Annotated in this window: 17 protein-coding genes (1 of these 17 running past the window's edge); 3 read left to right on the top strand and 14 right to left on the bottom strand. The window is 68.9% G+C overall.

Annotated elements, in window-relative coordinates:
• Nucleotides 1-13: 13 nt before the first annotated feature.
• From V4U86_RS19555 to V4U86_RS19535, 5 genes are all read right to left on the bottom strand, one after another.
• Nucleotides 14-571, bottom strand: a complete 558-nt coding sequence (locus tag V4U86_RS19555) for a NuoB/complex I 20 kDa subunit family protein (protein ID WP_087020801.1) — start codon at nt 569-571, stop codon at nt 14-16.
• Nucleotides 562-936: an NADH-quinone oxidoreductase subunit A gene (locus V4U86_RS19550; RefSeq protein ID WP_395307590.1), complete on the bottom strand. Its 375-nt coding sequence runs from the start codon at nt 934-936 to the stop codon at nt 562-564. The genes V4U86_RS19555 and V4U86_RS19550 overlap by 10 nt, the downstream gene beginning before the upstream one ends.
• 183 nt (nt 937-1,119) lie before the next feature.
• Entirely contained in the window at nt 1,120-1,518 is a 399-nt protein-coding gene (locus V4U86_RS19545; protein ID WP_395307589.1) for a hypothetical protein, read from the bottom strand.
• Nucleotides 1,519-1,528: 10 nt separating this feature from the next.
• Nucleotides 1,529-2,041: a YceI family protein gene (locus V4U86_RS19540; RefSeq protein WP_395307588.1), complete on the bottom strand. Its 513-nt coding sequence runs from the start codon at nt 2,039-2,041 to the stop codon at nt 1,529-1,531.
• A 12-nt stretch (nt 2,042-2,053) separates the two neighbouring features.
• Entirely contained in the window at nt 2,054-2,425 is a 372-nt protein-coding gene (locus tag V4U86_RS19535; RefSeq protein ID WP_395307587.1) for a nuclear transport factor 2 family protein, read from the bottom strand.
• A 53-nt stretch (nt 2,426-2,478) separates the two neighbouring features.
• On the opposite strand from V4U86_RS19535, the gene V4U86_RS19530 reads away from it, so the two are divergent.
• Nucleotides 2,479-3,108: a class I SAM-dependent methyltransferase gene (locus V4U86_RS19530; protein WP_395307586.1), complete on the top strand. Its 630-nt coding sequence runs from the start codon at nt 2,479-2,481 to the stop codon at nt 3,106-3,108.
• 52 nt (nt 3,109-3,160) lie between these two features.
• Here the strand turns inward: V4U86_RS19530 and V4U86_RS19525 are convergent, their stop codons facing one another.
• The 9 genes from V4U86_RS19525 to V4U86_RS19485 form a co-directional block, all read right to left on the bottom strand.
• Nucleotides 3,161-3,499, bottom strand: a complete 339-nt coding sequence (locus V4U86_RS19525; protein WP_395307585.1) for a DUF6285 domain-containing protein — start codon at nt 3,497-3,499, stop codon at nt 3,161-3,163.
• On the bottom strand, nt 3,496-4,464 hold the full coding sequence (locus tag V4U86_RS19520; protein WP_395307584.1) for a phosphotransferase family protein: 969 nt from the start codon (nt 4,462-4,464) through the stop codon (nt 3,496-3,498). Before V4U86_RS19520 ends, V4U86_RS19525 begins: the two co-directional genes overlap by 4 nt.
• Nucleotides 4,461-5,699, bottom strand: coding sequence for an acyl-CoA dehydrogenase family protein (locus V4U86_RS19515; protein ID WP_395307583.1), 1,239 nt, complete (start codon nt 5,697-5,699; stop codon nt 4,461-4,463). Before V4U86_RS19515 ends, V4U86_RS19520 begins: the two co-directional genes overlap by 4 nt.
• Before the next feature lie 19 nt (nt 5,700-5,718).
• On the bottom strand, nt 5,719-6,333 hold the full coding sequence (locus V4U86_RS19510) for a TetR/AcrR family transcriptional regulator (RefSeq protein ID WP_395307582.1): 615 nt from the start codon (nt 6,331-6,333) through the stop codon (nt 5,719-5,721).
• A gap of 1 nt (nt 6,334) precedes the next feature.
• Nucleotides 6,335-7,225, bottom strand: a complete 891-nt coding sequence (locus V4U86_RS19505; protein WP_395307581.1) for a hydroxymethylglutaryl-CoA lyase — start codon at nt 7,223-7,225, stop codon at nt 6,335-6,337.
• A complete protein-coding gene (locus V4U86_RS19500; protein ID WP_395307580.1) occupies nt 7,225-8,463 on the bottom strand; it encodes a CaiB/BaiF CoA transferase family protein in 1,239 nt (412 codons plus the stop codon). The genes V4U86_RS19505 and V4U86_RS19500 overlap by 1 nt, the downstream gene beginning before the upstream one ends.
• Complete coding sequence (locus V4U86_RS19495) at nt 8,463-9,656, bottom strand: alpha/beta hydrolase family protein (protein WP_395307579.1); 1,194 nt, start codon at nt 9,654-9,656, stop codon at nt 8,463-8,465. Before V4U86_RS19495 ends, V4U86_RS19500 begins: the two co-directional genes overlap by 1 nt.
• A 4-nt stretch (nt 9,657-9,660) precedes the next feature.
• Nucleotides 9,661-10,776, bottom strand: a complete 1,116-nt coding sequence (locus V4U86_RS19490) for a homogentisate 1,2-dioxygenase (RefSeq protein WP_395307578.1) — start codon at nt 10,774-10,776, stop codon at nt 9,661-9,663.
• Nucleotides 10,777-10,869: 93 nt separating this feature from the next.
• The gene (locus tag V4U86_RS19485) at nt 10,870-11,313 is read right to left on the bottom strand and encodes a hypothetical protein (protein WP_395307577.1); all 444 of its coding nucleotides are present in this window, start codon (nt 11,311-11,313) and stop codon (nt 10,870-10,872) included.
• 557 nt (nt 11,314-11,870) lie between these two features.
• On the opposite strand from V4U86_RS19485, the gene V4U86_RS19480 reads away from it, so the two are divergent.
• Together V4U86_RS19480 and V4U86_RS19475 are read left to right on the top strand one after the other, a co-directional pair.
• Nucleotides 11,871-12,095, top strand: coding sequence for an MbtH family protein (locus tag V4U86_RS19480; RefSeq protein WP_395307576.1), 225 nt, complete (start codon nt 11,871-11,873; stop codon nt 12,093-12,095).
• Between the two features lie 30 nt (nt 12,096-12,125).
• Nucleotides 12,126-22,985: the beginning of a non-ribosomal peptide synthase/polyketide synthase gene (locus V4U86_RS19475; RefSeq protein ID WP_395307575.1), read on the top strand. Its footprint extends 20,055 nt past the window's final position; only the first 10,860 of its 30,915 coding nucleotides appear in the window; the start codon lies at nt 12,126-12,128; the stop codon falls past the right edge of the window.

The raw sequence follows: 22,985 nt of genomic DNA, 5'->3' as shown, positions 1-22,985 counted from the left end.
TCGCACGCTTCGGTCATGACCGCAGCAACCCGGTCAACTCGATGGTGGGCCGCGATGCGAGCGCGGCCTGTTCGGCGGCGGCGATCGCCTCGGCCCGGTTCACCCCGAGCGGCATCTCGGCAATCTTGGCGTGCAGCTTGAGGATTGCGTTGAGCAGCATTTCCGGGCGGGGTGGACAGCCGGGCAGGTAGATGTCCACCGGCACCACATGGTCGACACCCTGAACCACCGCGTAGTTGTTGAACATCCCGCCCGAGGAGGCGCACACCCCCATGGCCAGTACCCATTTCGGCTCGGCCATCTGGTCGTAGACCTGACGCAGCACCGGTGCCATCTTCTGGCTGACCCGTCCGGCCACGATCATCAGGTCGGCCTGCCGGGGTGTCGCCGAGAACCGCTCCATGCCGAACCGGGAGATGTCGAAGCGGGGGCCGGCGGTCGCCATCATCTCGATGGCACAGCACGCCAGTCCGAAGGTGGCCGGCCACAGCGAGCCCTTGCGGACGTAGCCGGCGACCTTCTCCACGGTGGACAGCAGGATGCCGCCGGGTAGTTGTTCCTCTAGTCCCATGACAGCCCTCCTCGGCGCCAGACGTAGGTGTAGGCCACGAAGACGGTGAGCATGAACAGCAGCATCTCCACCACCGCGAACAGCCCCAGTGAGTCGAAGGCCACCGCCCACGGGTAGAGGAACACGATCTCGATATCGAAGATGATGAACAGCATCGCCGTCAGGTAGTACTTGATCGGGAACCGCTGGCCGGTCGCGAGCTTGGCGTCGGCGGCGGGCAGCAGCGGCTCGATTCCGCATTCGTAGGCTTCGAGTTTGGCGCGGTTATAGCGGCGCGGCCCGATGACGGTGGCGATGCCCACCGAGACGATGGCGAATGCGGCCGCAATCGCCCCCAGCACCAGTATGGGTGTGTAGACAGTCATGTCTGTGTCAACCTCTGTGCCGCTCTCTCGGTGGGCTTTCGATGTGAGCTAGAACACAGCTTAGTCGCGTTAACGGTCGAGGCGCCGCATTTTGGTTAGGATCGGAACCAACAGCTGGGTCGACCCACCCTCATCGGCGAGAGTGGTGAAGATACAACGGCCGCAGCGTGTTTCGTGCTGTGATCAAGAGCGTGAGCGCAGCAGATCTGCTACGGCCTCACCGAGTCGGATCGGGTCGATCGGGTGCGGCACCGCCGCTTCGGCGCGCGACCAGGACGCCAGCCAGGCATCGTCGGGACGGCCGGTGAGCACCAGGATCGGCGGACACACCGCGATCTCGTCCTTGAGCTGCTTGGCCAGCCCCATCCCACCCGTCGGCGTGGCCTCGCCGTCCAAGATCAACAGATCGAATCCGCCGTCGGCGACCTGGGAGACCACCACCGGCGCGGTGGCCACGTCGAGATAGGTCAGCTCGGGAAGGTCGGGATGAATGCGCCGGCCCAGCGCCGTGCGCACCTGTTCTCGGGTGCGGTTGTTGGAGCTGTAGACCAGGATCCGTAGCTGCGCATCGGTGTCGGCCACACCGGCGATGCTACGGCTGCTTGACGAAAACCGCGGCGGCTTCGATGGTGACCGCGTCACCCATCATCCCGAACAGGTTGCCGTTGACCCCGAAGGTCTGACGGTTCAGCGTCGTCGTGGTCTCCAGCCGTACGTCGCCGCCCGGCAGGCCGCGCACATGCGTCGGCAACTCCAGATCGTGCTGGATGCCCTTCACCGTCAACTGGACGCTCAGCGTCACCCAGGACGGCCCGGTGGCCTCGGCGGCCTCCACTGCCACCTCGATCAGCGGGTATCGGCGGACGTCGAAGAAATCATCGGAGCGCAGGTGATTGTCGCGGCGGCCGATACCGGTGCGTACCGATGCGGCGGCGATGCCGAGCCGACCCGTGACATTGCCTTCCGCTACCGCCTCCGCGCTGCCTTCCACCTCGGTGAATACACCGTTGACATGTGCCAGCCCCCAGAAGGTGGGGCTGTGGAACGCCACTTCGGTGCGGCCGGGATCGAGCCGCCAGGTGCCCAGCCAGTCCTGCAGATCCATCCCCGGTCCTCCTCAGTTCGCGAGTAGGGGAGCCATATCGGCCGGGTCGAAGTATTCGTCGATTCGGGTGATCCGGCCGTCGGCACCCACCTTGATCACGATGCATACCCGCAATTGGATGCACGCACCACCGGTGGCTTCGGCGTGCAGGACATGCTGCTGTACGAAGCCGCCGTCGAAGAACTGCCGGTCGAGGATCTCGTAGCGACGGGAGGAGGTGATCCGGATGAACCACCGGATCACCTTGAGCGCCGGCCCCAGGTCGTTGTCGGCAGGATCCCCGCTGTGCCAGACCTTGACATCGTCGGCCCACATGGCGGCGACGGTGTCGTACTCCCCGCGTTCGATGGCGGTGAACAACCGGTTCGCCACGTCAACGGTCATGATGCCTCCTGGGGGTTGACCTCAACAATGGTTCAGGTCCGACGCTTGTGGACATGAGAGAACAATTCGACAGGGCTTATGAAGCACATACGGCGCCATGGGTGATCGGCGAACCGCAGCCCGCGGTGGTCGCCCTGGCGAACAGTGGCGCGCTGCGCGGTCGGATTCTGGACATCGGATGCGGGCTGGGGGAGCACACCATCCTGCTGGCCGGGCTCGGCCATCCGGTGCTGGGCGTCGACTACGCGCCGCAGGCCATCGCCCAGGCTCGCGCGAATGCGGCCGCGCGCGGGGTCGACGTCCGGTTCGAGGTGGGGGACGCACTGCAGATGGAGGCGGTTCTGGGCGGCGGCGCGCCGTTCGACACGATTCTGGACAGCGCGGTGTTCCACATTTTCGACGACGCCGCCGAACGCGCCCGATACGTCGCCGGCCTGCACCGGGGCTGCCGGGCCGGCGGCCATGTGCACCTGCTGGCGCTCTCTGAGTCCGGCCGCGGGTGCGGCCCGCAGGTCAGCGAGGCGGTGATCCGCTCGGCATTCGCCGACGGCTGGGACCTGGAGGCACTCGATGCCACCACCTACCGCGGCGTGATCGGGGAGGTGCACGCCCCGCTGCTGGGCCTGCCGGTGGGCACGGTCGTCGACGAACCGGCCTGGCTGGCCCGGGTGCGCAGGCTGTGACATCAACCGAGATGACCGCGGGTGCGGCACCGCCACCGGCGACCCGGCCGACTCACTCCCGGTCATAGCCCGGGTGGGCGACGTCGAGCCGGTGGCGTACCAGGGCCCGCAGCGCGGGCAGCAGCTCGGCACCGCGGTCATCGAAATCCCCGGCGCGGATGGCGGCGGCCAGCGCCGCCTCCTCGTTGAACCCGAGCGCCGCCAACTCGGCGCGCGGTTCCTCTTCGCCGGTGGCGAGCAGTTCGCGCTCCACGATGCGCAGCACATTGGCCGCGACCCGAGCGTGGAAGTTCACCGCGCCGGTGGTCTCGGTGCGGACCTCACCCTCCAGGAACTCGGCCACCGCGGCGACCAGCTCGGCGGCGGTCGGCTTGTAGTGCAGGTTCGTCACGGGCCCTCCAGAAGGTTGAGCAGGTCATATTCCGTCTCGCACACCCGTCGCCCGATGGCCGCGAGTTCCACCGATCGCGACAGCCCCGAGCGGTGCCGCTCGTACTGGTATCGGCAGATCACCCCCCAGCGCAGCGTGGCCGCCACCAGCCACCAGCGCAGGGCGGTGCGATCCACGGCCCGGCCGGCCGCCTGTTCGTAGGCGGACACGAACTCCTCGATGCTGCCCAGCCCACCGGCACCGAGCGCCGCGGATGCCCCGAACCGCCAGGCCCGGATGCAGAACCAGGCCAGGTCGTCGAGCGCCTCGCCGACGTGGGTCAGCTCCCAGTCGAGCACCGCGGCCAACCCGGTGTCGTCGACGATCAGGTTGCCCATCCGGAAGTCGCCGTGCACCAGCACCTCCGGTGTCGCGGCCGGGCGGTTGTGCTCCAGCCAGCGAAACGCCCACTCGAAGGTGGCGGTGGTGTCGCCCATCTCGTCGAGCTGGCGGCGCCACTCGTCCAGCGGGTCCACGCTGGACAACCCGATTCCGGCCGGATCGGCGCGGTGGATGGCGGCCAGCGCCTCGGCGCACTGATGCAACAGCCGTGCCCGCGATTGGTCGTCGAGGGTGCGCGCGATCTTGCGGACGATCGTCTCGCCGCCGATGAAGTCGCACACCAGATACGGATTGCCGAGTGCGGCAGGGGAATTGTCGGCCGCGATGATCTGCGGTACCGGTGCGCCGGTGGCTGCCGCGCGGCGCAGCGCGGCCGCCTCCAATTCCATACTGGCGTGTACATCGTCAGGTGGCCCGGTGCGCAGGATCAGGGCCCGTGCGCCGTCCGAGGTCTGCGCATCGAAGGCCCAGGTGGCGCGGCTGGCCCCGCCGGTGAGCACCCGCAGGTTCGCCACCGAGACCTCGCCCAGCTTCGGTGCGAGCACCTCGACGAGGGCCGCGGCCAGCCGCGACGCGTCGGTCACTTGCGCCCGAACTTCAGCATGCGCTGGGCGACCCGGCGGATCTGGATCTCCTCGGCGCCCTCGGTGATCCGGTACCGCCGGTGGTGGCGGTAGATGTGCTCGAACGGTTCGTGCCGGCTGTACCCGACCCCGCCGTGGATCTGCATGGCCCGGTCGGCGGCCTCGCACACCAGCCGGTTGGCGCGGTAGTTGGCCATCGACACCTTGTCCGAGACCTCCATGTGGTGGTCGCGGTCCAGATGCCAGGCGGCGTAGTACACCAGCAGGCGCACCATCTGCGCCTCGGTCTGCAACTCGGCCAGCGGCCACTGCACGGCCTGGTTCACCGACAGCGGCTTGCCGAACACGATCCGGTCGCCGGCGTACTGCGCGGCCCGGTCGATGCAGTACTGGGCGGCGCCGAGACTGCTGGCGGCCTGGCGAATCCTGTTCTCGTGCAGGAACGTCTGGCCGACCTCCAGGCCGTGATCGACCTCGCCGAGCACCGCGTCCGCCGGTACCCGGACATCCTTGAGCTCCACCTCGCCGTGGTCGCTGGGCATGTTGAAGGTCCACCAGTAATAGGGGACGGTGAACCCCGGGGTGTCGGTGGGCACCAGGAAGGCGGTGATCCCGACGGCGGAACCGTCCTGCCCGGAGGTCCTGGCGAAGATCAGGTCGTGGGTCGCCCGGTGCACCCCGGTGTTCCAGCGTTTGGCGCCGTTGATCACCCAGTCGTCACCGTCGCGCACGGCGGTGGTCTCCATCCAGGTGGCATCGCTGCCGTGGTTGGGTTCGGTCAGGCCGAAGGCCATCGAGCGTTTGCCGGTCAGCATCGCCTCGACCCAGTCCTTCTTCTGCGCCTCGGTGCCGAACCGGCTCATCATGATCACCTGCGGGAAGTTGCCGACGATCGAGGACTCGTCCTGTAGGTCGTTGTGCAGGCCGAGACCCTTGTGCGCCAGGTGTTCCCGGATGACGGCCATGTCCAGGTTGGACCCGCCGCGGCCACCGAACTCCTCGGGCAGGCCGTAGCGCAACCAGCCGGCCGCGTCCGCACGGCGGCGCATCTCGTCGAGCAGGTCCTCCCACTCCCGGGCCGGCACCCCGCCGTTCTCCAGGTCGGTGCGGGCGAACTCGCGCCGCCGGTCGAAGTACTGCATGTGCTCGCGCTCCAGCGGCTTGATCTCGGCCTCGATGAACGCGTCCATCTCGGCAAGCAGCCCTGGAAGATGTTCCGGTAAAGCGAAATCCACGGTGATCTCTCTTTCTTTCTCAGTGGCCGTACAGGGTTTTCTTCCAGATCGTGGAGAGGGTCTTGATGGCGTCGGCATCGCTGATCTGCAGTTCCGAACCGGGATTTCCGACGACCACGACGGTGAAGTTCTCGAACAGCAAGGCGATCGCCGCCGCGATGTGCTCGGGTTCCAGATCCTGGGCGTAGCCCTGTTCGCGAGCGCGGCGCACCGAGTCGGCCACCATGTCCATGCCGAACCGCCGGAACTCGTGCTGCACCCGGGCGAACCGGGGTTGGGTGGCCCCGAGCTGGGCGACCGCGATCATGATGCCGATGTTCTGTTTGAACAGATTCCAGTAGCCGGTCACCACCGTGGTGAAGTACTCGCTGTCCTCGGGGGAGTCGGGCAGCGGCACCCGAGTGCCGGACGGTTCGACGATGTCGTGCAGGAAGGATTCCGCCAGCGAGGCAAGCAGATCTTCCTTGTCATCGAAGTACCGGTAGAACACCGCCGAGGATTTACCGGCCGCCGAGGTGATATCGGCCAGGGTGGTGCCGTGGAAACCGCGTTCGGCGAACAGTTTCCGGGCGGCGAGTTCGATGGCATCACGGGTCTGGCGACCCTTGGCGGTCAGCGATTCGGCGGGTGTCATATCAGCCCAGGATGCGATCCCCGGCGCGCAACAGCGCGCTGGGCAACTCGTGGCCGACGGCCTGCTGGGCGACCCGGGCCGCATCGATGGCGGCGGTCAGGTCCACGTCGACCTCGATATCGCTGTCGCGCAACAGATACACCAGGTCCTCGGTGGCGATGTTGCCGCTGGCGCCCGGCGCGAACGGGCAACCGCCCAGCCCGCCGACCGAGGCGTCCAGCCTGCTCACCCCGGCCTGCACCGCGGCGTAGGCACTGGCCAGCCCCGCACCGCGGGTGTTGTGGAAGTGTGCGCCCAGCGGCAGTTCCCCGATCAGCGGGCGGACCCGCTCGATCAGGGTCTGCACCCGCCTGGGCGTGGTGGTGCCGATGGTGTCGGCAATCGCGATCCGGTCCACACCGAGATCGGTTGCCGCCGAGGCGATATCGAGTACACGCTGCGGGTCGGTCGGCCCGTCGAACGGGCAGTCCCAGGCGGTGGCGATGATGACCTCGACCGTTGCGTCGTGGTCATGGGCGATGCGGGTGACGTCGGCGATGGCGGCCGTCGCCTCGGCGCTGTCACGTCCGACGTTGGCCCGGCTGTGCGCATCCGAGGCCGACACCACGTATTCGATGGAATTCAGCCCCGCCGCGATGGCACGTTTGGCGCCGTTCGGGCTGGCCACCAGGGCGGAGAACTCCACGTCCGGGAACCGATACAGCTCGGCGGCCAGCTCGGCGGCGTCGGCCAGGGCGGGCACCTTCGACGGGGAGACGAACGCGGTGGCCTCCACCTCCCGGACACCGGTGGCAACGATGGCCTCCAGGATGCCGATCTTGGCCTCCAGTGGGATGGGCGCCTCGATCTGCAGCCCATCGCGCAGACACACCTCGCGGATATCGACCTTCATCACAACACCCCCTGCTCCCGCAGCGTCTCCAGTTCCTCGTCACCGATACCCAGCAGACCCGAGTACACCTCGTCATTGTGCTGGCCCGGCCGCGCCGAACCCGCATTGCGGATGGTGCCCGGCGATTCCGAGAGCACCGGGATGACACCCGGTCCCTTGACGTTACGCTCGATCCGCTCATCCCAGTGGTCGGCGATCATCCCGCGCGCCTGCAGTTGCGGGTCCTCGAACACCTCGGCCACGGTGTTGATCGGCCCGCTGATGACGCCGGCGTCGGACAGGATCGCGATGATCTCCGCGGGTTCCCGCTGGGCCGCCCAGTCACCGATGATCTTGTCCAACTCGTCCTGGTTGCGCCCGCGGGCCACGTGGTTGACGAACCGGTCGTCGGTGGCCAGGTCGGGCCGGCCCATCGCCTCGCACAAGCGGCGGAACACGGTGTCCTGGTTGGCTGCGATCACCACCCAGCTGCCGTTGGCGCTCTGGTAGATGTTCGACGGGGCGATGCCGTCGAGCCGGGTACCCGACGGCCCGCGCACCACGCCGCCGATGTCATAGTCGGGAATGGTGGATTCCTGGATGGCCAAACAGCTTTCGGTCAGCGCGGTATCGACGACCTGGCCCACGCCGGTGACGCTGCGCCGGTACAGCGCGGCCAGCGCGCCCTGCGCGGCGAACATCCCGGCCAGGCTGTCACCGAGCGACAGCGCCAGCCGCGGGGGAGGACCGCCGGGAAAACCGTTCATGTGCCGCAGACCGCTGGCCGCCTCGGCGACCGAGGCGTAGCCGGCCTTGCCGGCGTCCGGCCCGGTCTGGCCGTACCCGGACACCCGCACCAGGATGATGCCCTTGTTGCGTTCGCGCAGCACTTCGTAGCCCAGGTTCCATTTCTCCAGGGTGCCGGGCCGGAAGTTCTCCACGATGATGTCGGAGCGTCCCACCAGTTCCAGGAACAGGTCCCGGCCGCGCTCGGTGCGCAGATCCAGTGTGGCCGCTTTCTTGTTGCGGGCGTGCACCGTCCAGAAGAAGTGGTGTCCGTCCAGTTCGGCCTGCCCCCAGGTGCGCAGCGGATCGGGGCTGCTGGGCAGTTCGATCTTGATGACCTCGGCGCCCATGTCGCCGAGCAACCGCCCGGCGAACGGACCCGAGATCAGGGTGCCCAGTTCGAGCACCCGGATGCCGTCGAGCGGTCCGGTCACACGTCCCGGGTCGCTGCGCTCCTGCCCTCCGGGGACCATCAGAGGCTGAACCCGTGCCGGTGCAACCAATCGGTGCAGATGGCCACGGCCTGGCGCAGGGTGCCGCGCTGGTCCGGGCCCGAGTAGTAGTGGTTGGCGCCCGGAATCTCGTGCATCTCCTTGTCCGGGTGCCCGATTGCCTCGAACAGCCGCCGGGTGTGGCTGGGGGTGCAGGCGTCGTCGGCCAGGTTTCCGATGACCAGGGCGGGCACCGTGATATCCGGTCCGGCCTTGAGTGCGTCACCGTTGGCGTCGTCATAGCTCCACTGCGACAACCAGCTTCGTAGCGTGCAGAACCGGGCCAGGCCGACGGGGGAGTTGTTCACCACCTGCGGATCACCCAGGTAGCAGGTGCCGGGCTTGCGTTCGTTGGGGTCGACGGTGGGATCCAGCCAGCGCGGGTCGGCCATGGTGCCGTGCACGACGAACGCGTACTCGTCATCGGGGCGTCCGGCGGCCTTGAGCTCGGCCAGTTTTTCCTTGACCCACTTCGTGATTCGCCGGTTACGGTCGATCTGGGCCTGGTGGTAGCGCTCCAGGAACTCGCTCGTGTAGGGCGGCTGGTTCGGGTTGTCCGGGTTGTACAGGTCCAACTCGGGGTCCCGCTTGGACGGGTCGTTCTCGTCCAGGATGGAGGCATCCATCCATTCGGTCATGGTGCCGTGCCGGCTGATGTGCGCGGCCAGCAGCATGATGCCGTCGGCCGGGATCAGTCCCAGCTTGGTCAGGTCGGGGCCGTCCCCGGACGGGCTGGCGGTCACCGTCGGGTTCTGGGCCTGCTGCTGGTAGAACGCCGACAGCGAACCGCCGCCGCTCCAGCCGGCCAGCACGACCTTCTGGTAGCCGAGCCGGTTCTTGGCATCCTTGATGCACTCGCCGAGATCCTCGACGACCTTCTCCATCAGCAGTGCGGAGTCGGTACCGCGGAATCGGCTGTTGCAGTAGATGACATGGTGGCCGGCCCGGGCCAGCGCGTTGATCATCGGCAGGTAGGCACCGCCACCGATCGGGTGCATGAAGACGAGCACGGTATCGGACGGCTTGTCCTTCGGCTTGAGCAGATAGCTCTCCAGCACCACGAGTTCGGCGACGCCGCCGTAGACGTCGCGCACCGAGGAGGTGTTCTGGTAGGCGACCAGATACGGGATGCGCTCGTACTCGTGCTTCACGGGGGTTTCGGTGATGGTGGTCATGGTTCTAGTGCTGCCCCAGATCGTTGGCGAGGATTTCGGCGGACGGGATGAGCCGGCGGCGGGTGTCGATGGCGATCACCGACCAGTCGACGCGGTCGTAGTCGTCGAACTTGCGCCGTGCGCGTTCCCGGGCGACCTCGGGTGCGCCATGGTGAACACCTTGCGGCGCATGGGAAACCAGTCCCGGCGGCATCGGGATGCCGTACAGCGTGCCACCGTGGAAGAACGCGATCTCGTCGTAGTCGACGTTGCGGTGATACCACGGGGTGCGCTCGGTGCCGGGCACGCTCTCGGCCGGCTTGGGCAGAAAGTTCATCACGTACACACCGGTCGCCTGCATGAACAGGTGGACCGTCGGGGGCAGGTGCACGCTCTCGGAGGTGATGACGGTGTAGTCCTCGATGTTGAAGGTGAACGGGAAGTTGTCTCCCCGCCAGCCCTCCACGTCGAGCGGATTGTGTTTGTAGAGAAGGGATGTCGTCCCGACCCCATCAATCGGGGAGTGGATGAGGCGGACCTCGTACTCTCCGTCTTTCTGCGGCCCTTCACCGTTTTCGATGGGCTCGGGTTCGGGGATGGTCACCTGTGCCGGGTCGAACGGGAAGTGCCGGCCCAGGGTGCCGGCCGGGGGAACCCGGAAGTCGTCGGTGGCCTGGATCATCAGCCAGGTGCTCTCGCTGTCCGGGATCTGGCGGAAGGTGCACGCCTTGGGGACGTACACCCAGTCGCCCTCGCGGTAGCGCAGCGGGCCGAACTCGGTCTCCAGCAGGCCGGCGCCCTTGTGCACGAAGATCAGCAGATCGCCGTCGACGTAGCGCACGAAGAACGGCATCTCTTCGGTGCGCCGGCTCAGCAGCACCAGGCAGTCGGGGTTGGAGAACATCAGCAGCGGGCCGCCGTGCGCGTCGGTGGCGTCGCTGGGCTTCAGCTCGGAGGAGAGCACATCGGTGGGGCGCAGCGGGCCGACGGTGCGGTAGGCGGTCGGGTCGTTGCGCCGGTACATGTTCGCGGTGCGGCCGACGAAGCCGCCACGGCCCAGCTCGTCGTCTTTCAGGCCGTCGAGATCGGCGTGCACGCGTTTGGGCGTCTTGCCTTTCCGCAGGTGGACGAAGGATTCCATGACGCTCCTCGAAAGTCTGTCAGCAAAACTGAAAGTGACTTTACTTTTCGTTCTGAGCGTTGGCAAGGGTGCGCGGAGGGTGCGGCGCGCGGGTCAGGGGACCGGGACGCCCTCCCGGAGGAAGGTCAGTGCGGCCACCGTGCCGTCCGGCTGCACGGTCAGTCGGAACTGTCCCGGACGGCGGGCCATCTGCAGTGGCACGTTCACCACCGTCGTCTCACCGCGTTGGATGCTCTCCGGTGCGCCGTGCGACTGGTAGGCGCCGAATGCATGTTGGTAGAGATCCCAGGACTGCTGCAGTGCGGGTGTCGGCAGCAGGGTCCGCATGGTCGGGTTGAACTCCGTGGTTGCCGCCGGGTAGTCGCCGCGCACGATCTCCTCGAGGGTGGACAGCGCAATCTGGTCCGCGGGTGTCTCGGCGGCAGCGGTCGGTGTTCCGAGGGTGAGGACACCGGCGCCGGTGACGAGTGCGGCGAGGCCTGCCAGGGCCGGGGTGGTGCGCCGCCGAAGGCTGGGGGGTGTCTTTGCTGAACGCATGGGGGACACGATAGGCCGCCGCCGTACCTCGGTCGGTTGATTGGTGAAGTCGATCTCGGTCTGTGGTGAGCTCGGTGAAAGGGCGCGCGCATTCGGTTGCGTGCCAGTAATTTTCACGGAGGTCAATTCCTGCGGTTAGTGTCCCGGCCGAGCGCGGTTTTTGTATTGACAGTGCCTGGCCGCGATGCCAGATTGGGTAATGTCGAGGCCGGGTGGTTGCCACAGCGGAAGCGATGTTTGAATGGCCCCACGATGTGAATCCGGCGTCGACTGCCCAGCGGTCTACGTACCCCTTGTGTGACGGAAAGTTGTCTCTGCTTTGACCAATGCGGGTTCGCCCACCCCACCGCTCAGGGAAACCTCAAGAGACTGCACGGCTTTGGCCATCGCCGGCAACACGTACCTCGATCGCAAAAGGCGCGTTGAACTGCTGAACCAGTATCCGGCGGTGCGTACAGGAAAGAATCGATCTTGTTAGGACCGTGTCGCATTGGCGCGTGAACCAGGATCTTCAGGCCATCGAAATTCCTTATACGTCAATTATTTTGGAGGGCGCCATGACCACCAATCCGTTCGACGATGAGAAGGGCCGGTTCGTTGTGCTCGTCAACGACGAGGAGCAGCACAGCCTGTGGCCGACCTTCGCCGACATCCCGGACGGGTGGCGAGTGGTCTACGGCGAGGATGACCGCGCCGCCTGCCTGGACTACATCGAACGCGAATGGACCGACATCCGGCCCAAGAGCCTGCGCGACCGACTGGGCGCCAACCAACCGGGCTGATGACCAGAACATCGCGAGTCGAGGGTAGGAATGGAACGCGGGGACGCAGCGTCACCGATCAGTCGCGCGCAGCTGGACATCTGGCTGGCCCAGGAGGCCACACAATCCGGCGCTGAATGGCAGCTCGGTCTGTTCGTCGAAATCGACGGAACTCTGGACCGGAGAGCACTGAAGTGGGCGATCCGCCGTACGGTCGACGAATCCGAACCGCTGCGCGCCACATTCTTCGAAGCCGACGGCCGGGTGTACCAGCGCACCGTCGACGATCCCGCCGAACTGACCGTCGTCGATCTGCGCAAGGCCGACGACCCGGCCGCTGACGCGCTCGCCGCCGCCCGGGACATCCAACACACGCCGATGCCGCTGGACGACCGGTTGTTCCGGTTCGTGCTCTTCCGGGCCGGCGCGACGAAGAACTACCTGTTCGTCTGCGCGCACCACATCGTGGTCGACGGACTGGCCATGGTTCTGGTCTGCCAGCGGATCGCCGCGGTGTACTCGGCGGCGGTCTCGGGCGCATCCATCAGCCCGACCGTGTTCGGGTCGCTGAGCGAACTCCTCACGTACGAAAAACGATACGAAACCTCCGACACCTACGAGATCGACCGGGACTACTGGTCGGCGCATCTGCCGGCCGAGACCGAGCGTAACCACCCGCGGGTCGGGGAGGCGGTGGACACGGATACGGGTGCGGCGCTGGAACGGGTCCCGCTGAACGCCGCGGTCCTGGCCGCCGTCGACACCCTCAGCCGCGTTCGGAACATGCCGCGCTCGTCGGTGATCACCGCGGCCTGCGCGCTGATGCTGCGCGCCTGGCGCGCGGACGGCGACGAGGTCGTCTTCGACTTCCCGGTCAGTCGACGGGTCGACCCGGAATCGAAGACGCTGCCCGGGATGGTGGCCGGGGTCGTCCCCCTGGTGCTGCAGCCGCGACCGGCGATGTCGGTGGCCGAGTTCTGCGGATACGTCGACGGCCGTATCCGGGAAGCGCTGCTGCATCAGCGGTTCCCGGTCGAGGCACTCGAGCGGGAGGCCAATCTGCGCCGGCGGGGGGAGGTCGCCAACCGCCCGGTCATCGACTTCCTGCCGTCGGCGTTCACCGTGCCCTTCGGTGGGGCCACCGCCTCGGCGGTGCTGCTGGCCGGGGCGGCCCGCGGATCCGGCCTGATGTTCACCGGCGCCGGGGACGACCTGCTGGTCAGCACCTTCGGCACCGAGCAGCCGTTCGCCGCGACGCCGCCCGCCGAGCTGGCCGCGCACCTGGAACGCATCCTGGCCGCCATGGTCGCCGACCCGGACCGGCCGCTGTACGCGGTGGACACGCTGACCACCGCGCAGCGGGCCCGGCTGGCCCACCTCGGCAACTGGTCTGTGGCGCCGGCATCCAACGCGGTGTCCATCCCGGCGATGTTCGCCGCGCAGGTCGCCGCCACCCCGGCCGCCACGGCGGTCAGCGTGGCCGCCTCCGCGCTCACCTACGCCCAACTGGATGAGGCGTCGAATCGGTTGGCACACCACCTGATCCGACACGGCGTCGGCCCCGGGCAGATCGTGGCCATGCTGCTGCCGCGCTCGGCGCAGTCGGTCACCACGATCCTCGCCATCCTCAAGACCGGTGCCGCCTACCTGCCCATCGACCCGGCGCTACCCGCCGCACGGATCGCGTTCATGCTCGCCGATGCCGCCCCCGCGGCGGCCGTCACCACCACCGGGTTGGCTGCTCTTCTGGCTGATTTCGGCGGCTCGATCATCGATATCGACGATCCGATCCCGGACGATCCCGGACAGGTATCCGCTGCGGCGGCACCCGCCGACGTCGCATACCTGATCTACACGTCGGGGACCACGGGAACACCCAAGGGTGTGGCCATCACCCATCAGAACCTGACCCAATTGATCGGCACCCAGGATGCGGGCCTGCCCGTACCGACCGAGCAGGTGTGGTCACACTGGCACTCCTACTCCTTCGACTTTTCGGTCTGGGAGGTCTTCTCGGCCCTGTTACGCGGCGGCCGGCTGGTGGTGATACCCGAGTCGGTCGTCGGCGAACCCGAGGAACTGCGCGACCATCTGGTCGCCCAGCGGGTCAATGTGCTCACCCAAACCCCTACGGCCATCGCAATGCTGCCCGCCGAAGGGCTGGAGTCCACCGCGCTGGTGATGGGCGGTGAGGCCTGCCCGGCCGATGTGGTGGACCGCTGGGCGCCGGGCCGGGTGATGGTCAACGCCTACGGCCCCACCGAGACGACGATCTACGTGAGTATCAGCGCCCCGCTGCGGGCAGGCGGTGGCGCGGCCCCGATCGGCGCCGCCGTGCCCGGGTCGGCCCTGTTCGTGCTCGACGCCTGGATGCGTCCGGTCACGACGGGCGTGGTCGGGGAACTGTATGTCGCCGGCGCCGGCCTCGGCATGGGCTATCTGGGGCGGTCCGAGCTGACCGGCGCGCGGTTCGTGGCATGCCCGTTCGCGGGTGCGGGCCAACGCATGTACCGCACCGGCGACCTGGTCTACTGGGGCGCCGACGGGCAACTGCGTTACGTCGGGCGCGCCGACGATCAGGTCAAGATCCGCGGATACCGGATCGAACTCGGCGAGGTCCGAACGGCGTTGGCGGACCTGGACGGTGTCGAGCAGGCGGTGGTGATCGCGCGCGAGGACCGGCCGGGGGACCGGCGGTTGGTCGGCTACGTCACCGGCGACGTGGATCCGGCGCAGGCGCGCGCCACCCTGGTTGCCCGGTTGCCCGGCTACCTGGTGCCCGCGGCCGTCGTCGCGCTGCCCGAACTGCCACTGACCTCCAGCGGCAAGCTCGACTCCCGCGCGCTGCCCGCACCGGAGTACACCGCCGGGCCGCAGCGAGCCCCGCAGAACAGCACCGAGGAGGTGCTGGCCGGCATCTACGCCGAAGTCCTCGGACTGGACCGGGTGGGCGTCGACGACTCGTTCTTCGAACTCGGCGGCGACAGCATCATGTCCATGCAGGTGGCTGCGCGAGCCCGCGACGCCGGGCTGCGCTGCCGGCCGCGCGACATCTTCGTCGAGGAGACGGTGGCCCGGTTGGCGCGCGTGGTCGGGGTCGCCGGCGACGGCGCCGGACCGGTGGACGAGGGCGTCGGCCCGGTCACCCCGACCCCGATCATGCACTGGCTCAACGGACTCGGTGACGACACCGGCTGGACTGCCGAATTCAACCAGACGATGATCCTGCAGGCGCCGGCCGGCGTCGCCGCCGACGATGTGGTGGCCGTGCTGCAGGCGCTGCTGGACCGTCACCCGGCGCTGCGGCTGCAGACCGGCGCCGACGGCGTGCTGGGCACCACCGATGCGGGCAGTGTCGACGCGGCCACCCGGCTGGACGTCCAGGACGAGATCACCGATGCCGCGATGCGGTCCGCCCGGGCGCGACTGGACCCGGCCGAGGGCACCATGCTCAGTGCGGTCTGGGCGCCGACCGCCGGGCAGCTGCTGCTGGTCATCCACCACCTCGCCGTCGACGGGGTGTCCTGGCGAATCCTGGTCGAAGACATCAACACCGCCTGGCTGCAGCACCGGGCCGGGCTGCCGGTGCACCTCGACGTTGCGGGCACCTCCTTGCAGCGTTGGGCGGACGTGCTCGCCGAGCACGCCCGGAATCCCACGGTGATCGAGACCGCGGACACCTGGCGGGACCTCGCCGCGCCGCCGGCCCTGCCCGCACCCATGCCCGGTACCGACACCTTCGCCACCGCCGGCCGGTACACCTGCACTCTGGATACCGAGCACACCCGCACCCTGCTCGGTGAGGCACCCGCGGCCTTCCGGGCCGGCGTGCAGGACATCCTGTTGATCGGGTTCGCCGTCGCACTCGCCGAGTTCCTGGGTGACACCGCATCCGGGGCGGCGATCGGTATCGACGTCGAGGGGCATGGCCGGCACGAGGAACTGGCCGACGATATCGACCTGTCCCGGACCGTCGGCTGGTTCACCACCAAATACCCGGTCTCCCTGCAGGTCCCACCGCTGGGCTGGGCCCAGGTACGCGACGGGCACCCGGCGCTGGGCGCGGCGCTCAAGGCCGCCAAAGAACAGCTCAGGGCGCTGCCGCACCCGCTCAGCCACGGCCTGCTGCGCCACCTGAACTCCGACGTCGACCTCGACCACACCGACCCGGTCATCGGATTCAACTACCTGGGTCGGCTGGGCAACGCCACCGCCCACGGGGCCGCCGAGTCGTGGCGGATCGACCCGGACGCCTTCTCGATGATGGGCGCCGCCGCCGCGATCCCCATGCCGCTGCCGCACACCGTCGAACTCAACGCCGGCACCGTCGACACGGCGGACGGCCCGCAGCTGCAGGCCGACTGGACGTGGGCCACCTCGGTTCTGGATGCCGCCACGGTCACCCGGATGAGCCTGCTGTGGTTCGAGGCGCTCAGGGGCATCTGCGCCCACGTGCGCGCCGGCGGGGGCGGGCTCAGCCCCTCCGACATCGCCCCGGCACGGCTGCGCCAGCACCAGATCGACGATCTGCAGAGCCGCTACCGCATCGCTGACATCCTGCCGCTGACCCCACTGCAGCAGGGCCTGCTGTTCCACACCGGCACCGACGAGTCCGCGGAGATGTATTCCGTCCAACTCGATTTCACCCTGACCGGCACCCTGCACCCGGACCGGCTGCGCGCAGCGGTGCAGACCGTCGTGGCCCGGCACCCGCACCTGGCCGCACAGTTCATCCAGAGCCAGGACCACGAACCGGTGCAGATCCTGCTCAAGGACCCGGTCATCGCCTGGCAGTTCCTCGACGCCGACACCGGGCTGGACGAGGATGCGATCCAACGACTCTGCGCCGATGAGCGCACCGCCGTCGGCGATCTCGCCAACCAGGCCGCGTTCCGGGCCCTGCTGATCCGGGTCGGCACCCGCCGGCACCGGTTCGTGTTGACCAACCACCACATCCTGCTCGACGGCTGGTCGATGCCGATCCTGCTGCGCGAGATCTTCAGCAGCTACGCCGGACGGCAACTGCCCCCGGCCGCGCCGTACCGGACCTTCCTCACCTGGCTGGCCGAACGGGACCTCGACGCCGCGCGGGCCGCCTGGCAGAACGCGCTCGCCGGCCTGCAGACGCCCACCCTGGTGGCGTCCCCGCACACCCGCCGGGACCGACTGGGCCTGGGGCAGCGGGGATTCGGAGCCTTCGCGATCTCCGCGCAGACCACTCAGGCGCTCGGTGAACTGGCCCGCACCTGCCGCACCACGGTGAGCACCGTGCTGCAGGGCGCATGGGCGGTCCTGCTCACCACGCGGACCGGCCATCACGACGTGGTGTTCGGCACCGCGCGTTCGCGGCTGGGCCAGATCGAGATGGCCGACGCGGAATCCATGATCGGCCTGTTGATCAACACGGTGCCGGTGCGGGCCACCGTCACCGCGACCACCACCACGGCGCAGTTGCTGGAGCAACTGCACACCGCGCACAACGACACACTGGCCCACCAGCACCTCGCGCTGAGCGAGATCCACCGTGCCACCGGCCACGAGCAGCTTTTCGACACCCTGTTCGTCTACGAGAACTACCCGGTCGACACGGGCACACCGATCGGCGTCGACGACCTGGCCATCGCCGAGTTCACCAATCGCGAGTTCAACCACTACCCGCTCACCGTGGAGGCCCTGCCCGGTGACGAACTGCGCCTGCACGTGGAATACGACACCGCAGTGTTCACCGTCGACGATATCGGCGTCCTGATAGGGCGGCTGCGGCGCCTGCTCGCGGCGATGACGGCCGACCCCACCCGGACACTGCTGTCCATCGACATCCTCGGCGCCGAGGAACGCGACCGGTTGGCGCAGTGGAGCGGCGCCGGCACCCACGCGCCGACCGGCATCGCACCGGTGCTGCTGGAGCGGGCGCTCGCCGCCGGTCCCGACGCGCTCGCCGTCGTCGACGGTGACCGCTCACTGTCCTACCGCGAACTCGACGCCTGGTCGAACCGACTGGCACGCGAGCTGATCCGGCACGGCATCGGGCCGGAGCGGGCGGTCGGCGTCGCCGTCGACCGCAGCGCCGAGCTCGTCGCCGCATGGTGGGCGGTGCTCAAGGCCGGCGGCACCTATGTACCGGTGGACCGCACCCACCCGGTGGAACGCATTGCCGCGGTGCTGGATTCGGTTGCCGCCTGCTGCGTCCTGACCGTCGGCGCCGACACCGTACCCGGCGCCGGGGCGCGGCCGGTGCTGCGCCTGGACGAGCTCGACCTGTCCGGGCACCCGGCCGGCCCGGTCACCGACGCCGACCGGCTCGCCGCGCTGCACACCGACAACACCGCCTATGTGATCTTCACCTCCGGTTCCACCGGCGAACCCAAGGGAGTGGCGGTCAGCCACGCCGGACTGCTGGGCGCCGCCGCGGCCCAGCAGCAGATGTACGAACTGCACCCGCGCGCGCGGGTGCTGATGGTCGCCGCCCCCACCTTCGACGCCTCCCTGTTCGAGATGCTGATGGCCACCGGGCCCGGGGCCGCACTCGTGGTGGCGCCCAAGGACGTGTACGCCGGTGAGGCATTGACGGCGCTGATGCACGAACACCGGGTCACCGCGACGCTGCTGACCCCGACCGTCGCCGCCTCGCTGGACCGGTCCCGGCTGGCCGGCCTGCACACCCTGGTCACCGGTGGCGAGGCCTGCCCGGACGAACTGGTGGCCGCCTGGGCGCCCGGACGGCGCATGTTCAACGCCTACGGCCCGAGCGAGGCCACCATCTGGGCGACCGGCACGCAGCTGACCCCGGGACATCCGGTCGGCATCGGATCGCCGATCGCCGGCGTCCGCGCGCTGGTACTCGACGCCCACCTGCACCCGGTCTCGGCGGGTGTCGTCGGCGAACTCTATCTGGCCGGACCCGCCCTGGCCCACGGCTACCTCGGCAAGGTGCGCCTCACCGCCGAGCGGTTCCTCGCCGATCCGCTTGGGGCACCGGGTGAACGGATGTACCGCACCGGGGACCTGGCGCGCTGGAACGAGGACGGCACGCTGGACTACCTCGGGCGGGTGGACACCCAGATCAAGCTGCGCGGTCAACGGATCGAACTCGGTGAGATCGAGAGCGCACTGCTGGCCTGCCCGCAGGTCGGTCAGGCGGCCGCCACGGTGCACCACGGCACCGCCGGTTCCCAACTCGTCGCCTACATCACCTTCGAGCACGGCACCGGTACCCGCGACGACGGGCACGACACCGAGATCGTCGAGGAATGGCAGAGCATCTACGACGAGCTGTACGGGACGGACATCGACAAGCCCCCGTTCGGCGATGATTTCCGCGGCTGGAACAGCAGCTATACCGGGGAACCGATCCCGCTGCCGCAGATGCGGGAATGGCGCGCGGACACTGTCGCGCGGATCCTGGCGCTGACCCCGCGCACGGTGCTGGAGATCGGCGTCGGCTCCGGCCTGCTGATGTCCCAGATCGCCCCGGCCTGCGCGGAGTACGTGGCCACCGACATCTCCTCGGTCGTCGTGGACTCCATTGCACAGGCCTTGCGGGACAACGACATCGCGTGGCGGGACCGGGTCCGGCTGCTGGCCCGGCCCGCGCACGTCACCGAGTCGTTGCCGCGCGGCCATTTCGACACGATCATCGTGAACTCGGTGGTGCAGTACTTCCCCAATGCGGCCTACCTGGCCGAGGTCATCGACAACGCGTTCACCCTGCTTGCCCCCGGCGGTCGCCTGTTCATCGGGGACGTCCGTAACCACAGCCTGCAGAACGCCTTCCAGACCGGCATCGTCACCGCACGGCACGGCGGGGCTGACCTGGACGTGGCCGTCCTGCGCCAGCGGGTGCAGCACGCCGTGCTCGGTGAACCCGAACTGCTGTTGGCCCCGGAGTTCTTCACCTCCTGGGTCGAGCAGCACCCGGCCGCCGCCGGTATCGACATCCAGGTCAAACGCGGGACCGCGGACAACGAGCTGAGCCGGTACCGCTATGACGTCGTCATCCACAAGGGCCCGGTCGCGGCGCGGTCGCTGTCCGCGGTCCCGACCTGGCCGTGGCGCGACGGCACGGATCTCGAAGCGCTCCACGACAATTTGGCCCGGTCGGGCGCCGGCGAGGTCCGGGTCAGCGGCATCCCGCGCGTCGGCGTGGTCGACGATGTGCACCTCGCGCAGGCGCTGACGGCGGGTGAGGCACCGACCGCAGACGGCCCGGCCGTCACCCCGGCACAGCTGTACCGGCTCGGCGAAAGCCTCGGCTACCACGTCGCCGTCACCTGGGGCCGCGAGCCCGGCACCGTGGACGCCGTCTTCGTTGCCGCCACCGGGACCATACCGGCGTTCACCGGCAGCTACCTGCCCACACCGCATGCCGTGCACGCGAACGAGCCGCACAGCGCCACCAAGATCAGCGCGGTCCGGCAGCGGCTGTCGGACTGGCTGCCCGACTACATGGTGCCCCCGCACATCGTGGTGCTCGACGAGATGCCGCTGACCTCCTCGGGCAAGCTCGACCGAAAGGCGTTGCCGGCACCCGAGTACGGCGACGCCGACGGTTACCGCGCCCCGTCCGGGGCGGTCGAGGAGATCCTGGTCGACATCTACGCCCAGGTGCTGGGACTGCAGCGGGTCGGCGTCGACGACTCCTTCTTCGACCTCGGCGGCGACTCTCTGTCGGCGATGCGGCTGATCGGCGCGGTCAACTCCAGCCTGGACGCGGACCTGTCGGTGCGCACCATCTTCGAGGCGCCCACCGTCGCCGAACTCGCGCCGCGGATCGGTGGGGATGCCGCCCGCCTGGAGCCCCTGGTGTCCGGGGCACGCCCCGACGTGCTGCCGTTGTCCTTCGCGCAGAACCGGTTGTGGTTCTTCGAACAACTGCAGGGGCCCTCGCCGATCTACAACCTCGCCGTCGCCTTGCGGCTGCGCGGCCGTCTCGACGTCGACGCGCTGCGCGCAGCGATGACCGATGTGGTGGCCCGGCACGAATCGCTGCGCACCCTGTTCGTGGCGCCAGGCGGCGTCGCGCAGCAGGTCGTCATCCCCGCACGGGATGCCGATCTGGGCTGGCGGCACGTGGACACCACCGGCTGGGAGCCCGACCGCCGCGACGACGCCGTGCGGTCGGCCGCCCGGCACACCTTCGACCTGTCCCGCGAAATCCCTTTCCACGCAGAGCTTCTCCGGGTCGCCGACACCGAGCACATCCTGGTCGCCGTGGTGCACCACATCGCCGCGGACGGCTGGTCGGTCACCCCACTGGTCCGCGACCTCGGCCTGGCCTACGCCGGTCGGTGCGTCGGGCAGCCGCCCGGCTGGGCGCCGCTACCGGTGCAGTACGCCGACTACACCCTCTGGCAGCGCACCCAGCTCGGCGACTTCGACGACGACCGCAGCCCGATCGCCGCCCAGTTGGACTACTGGCAGACGGCGCTGACCGGCATGCCCGAGCAGTTGCAGCTGCCGACCGACCGGCCCTACCCGCCGGTGGCCGATCACCGCGGGGCCCGGGTGGCCCTGGTGTGGCCTGCCGATCTGCAACAGCAGGTACGCCGGGTCGCGCGCGAACACAACGCCACCAGCTTCATGGTCGTGCAGGCCGCATTCGCCGCGCTGCTCGCCGAGCTCAGCACGAGCACCGATGTGGCGGTGGGCTTCCCGATCGCCGGACGGCGCGACTCCGCCCTCGACGACCTCGTCGGCTTCTTCGTCAACACCCTGGTACTGCGCGTCGACTGCAGCGGCGACCCGACGTTCGCCGATCTGCTCGCGCAGGTACGGGCCCGCAGCCTGGCCGCCTACGAGCATCAGGACGTGCCCTTCGAGGTGCTGGTGGAGCGGCTCAACCCGGCGCGCAGCCTCACCCGGCACCCCTTGGTGCAGGTCCTGCTCGGCTGGCAGAACTTCGCGTGGCAGGCCGGGGACGCCGCCGGCCTGGCGCTGGGCGACCTGCAGGTGACACCGTTGCCGGTGGACACCGAGACCGCCCGGATGGATCTGGCGTTTTCGCTGGGGGAGCGCTGGACCGGCGGCGGCGATGCCGACGGCCTGGACGTCACCGTCGAGTACCGCACCGACATCTTCGACGCGGCCACCGTGCAGATGCTGGCCGGCCGGCTGGAGCGGCTGCTGGCCACGCTCAGCGCCGAACCGCAGCGCCGGTTGTCCTCCATCGACCTGGTGGACGGCGCCGAACGCGTCCGCCTGGACCGCTGGGGCAACCGCGCCGCACTACACACCCCGGCAGCAGCCACCACGGTGCCCGGTCTGTTCGCCGCCCAGGTCGCCCGGACCCCAGGGGCGACCGCACTGGTGTGCGGCGCGACGGCACTGACCTACACCGAACTCGACCACGCGGCAAACTATCTGGCACACCGGCTGATCGCCGACGGTGCCGGGCCAGGCCGGTCGGTGGCGCTGTTGTTCGGCAAGTCCGCCGAGGCCGTGGTGGCCATCCTGGCGGTGCTCAAGTCCGGGGCGGCCTACCTGCCGATGGACCCCGCACTGCCGTCCGCCCGGATCGACTTCATGCTCGACGACGCCCGGCCGGTCGCCGTGCTCACCACCTCGGCGCTGGCCGACCGGGTCCGCGGCGCGCGGATCCCGGTGATCACCTACGACGACTGCTCCGCGCGGACGGCCTCGCGGCCGCTGCCGCCGGCCCCCGACGACGTCGCGCACATCATCTACACCTCGGGCACCACCGGCGTCCCCAAAGGTGTTGCGGTGACCCACCGCAACGTCACCCAGCTGTTTCACGGTCTGGACATCGGTATCGACCTGACCCCCGATCAGGTGTGGACCCAGTTCCACTCCTACGCGTTCGACTTCTCGGTCTGGGAGATCTGGGCGGCGCTGCTGCACGGCGGCCGCCTGGTGGTGGTGCCCGACGACATCGCCCGCTCGGCCCCGGACTTC

The sequence above is a fragment of the Mycobacterium sp. AMU20-3851 genome (genome assembly GCF_043974665.1).
GTDB lineage: Bacteria > Actinomycetota > Actinomycetes > Mycobacteriales > Mycobacteriaceae > Mycobacterium.
This window is presented reverse-complemented; position numbering and strand designations above follow the sequence as displayed.

Bases quoted from the DNA above. Each gene is read 5' to 3' on its own strand.
- V4U86_RS19555 (WP_087020801.1), bottom strand. From the start codon at position 571: ATGGGACTAGAGGAACAACTACCCGGCGGCATCCTGCTGTCCACCGTG.
- V4U86_RS19550 (WP_395307590.1), bottom strand. From the start codon at position 936: ATGACTGTCTACACACCCATACTGGTGCTGGGGGCGATTGCGGCCGCA.
- V4U86_RS19540 (WP_395307588.1), bottom strand. From the start codon at position 2,041: ATGGATCTGCAGGACTGGCTGGGCACCTGGCGGCTCGATCCCGGCCGC.
- V4U86_RS19535 (WP_395307587.1), bottom strand. From the start codon at position 2,425: ATGACCGTTGACGTGGCGAACCGGTTGTTCACCGCCATCGAACGCGGG.
- V4U86_RS19530 (WP_395307586.1), top strand. From the start codon at position 2,479: ATGAGAGAACAATTCGACAGGGCTTATGAAGCACATACGGCGCCATGG.
- V4U86_RS19510 (WP_395307582.1), bottom strand. From the start codon at position 6,333: ATGACACCCGCCGAATCGCTGACCGCCAAGGGTCGCCAGACCCGTGAT.
- V4U86_RS19505 (WP_395307581.1), bottom strand. From the start codon at position 7,225: ATGAAGGTCGATATCCGCGAGGTGTGTCTGCGCGATGGGCTGCAGATC.
- V4U86_RS19500 (WP_395307580.1), bottom strand. From the start codon at position 8,463: ATGGTCCCCGGAGGGCAGGAGCGCAGCGACCCGGGACGTGTGACCGGA.
- V4U86_RS19495 (WP_395307579.1), bottom strand. From the start codon at position 9,656: ATGACCACCATCACCGAAACCCCCGTGAAGCACGAGTACGAGCGCATC.
- V4U86_RS19490 (WP_395307578.1), bottom strand. From the start codon at position 10,776: ATGGAATCCTTCGTCCACCTGCGGAAAGGCAAGACGCCCAAACGCGTG.
- V4U86_RS19485 (WP_395307577.1), bottom strand. From the start codon at position 11,313: ATGCGTTCAGCAAAGACACCCCCCAGCCTTCGGCGGCGCACCACCCCG.
- V4U86_RS19480 (WP_395307576.1), top strand. From the start codon at position 11,871: ATGACCACCAATCCGTTCGACGATGAGAAGGGCCGGTTCGTTGTGCTC.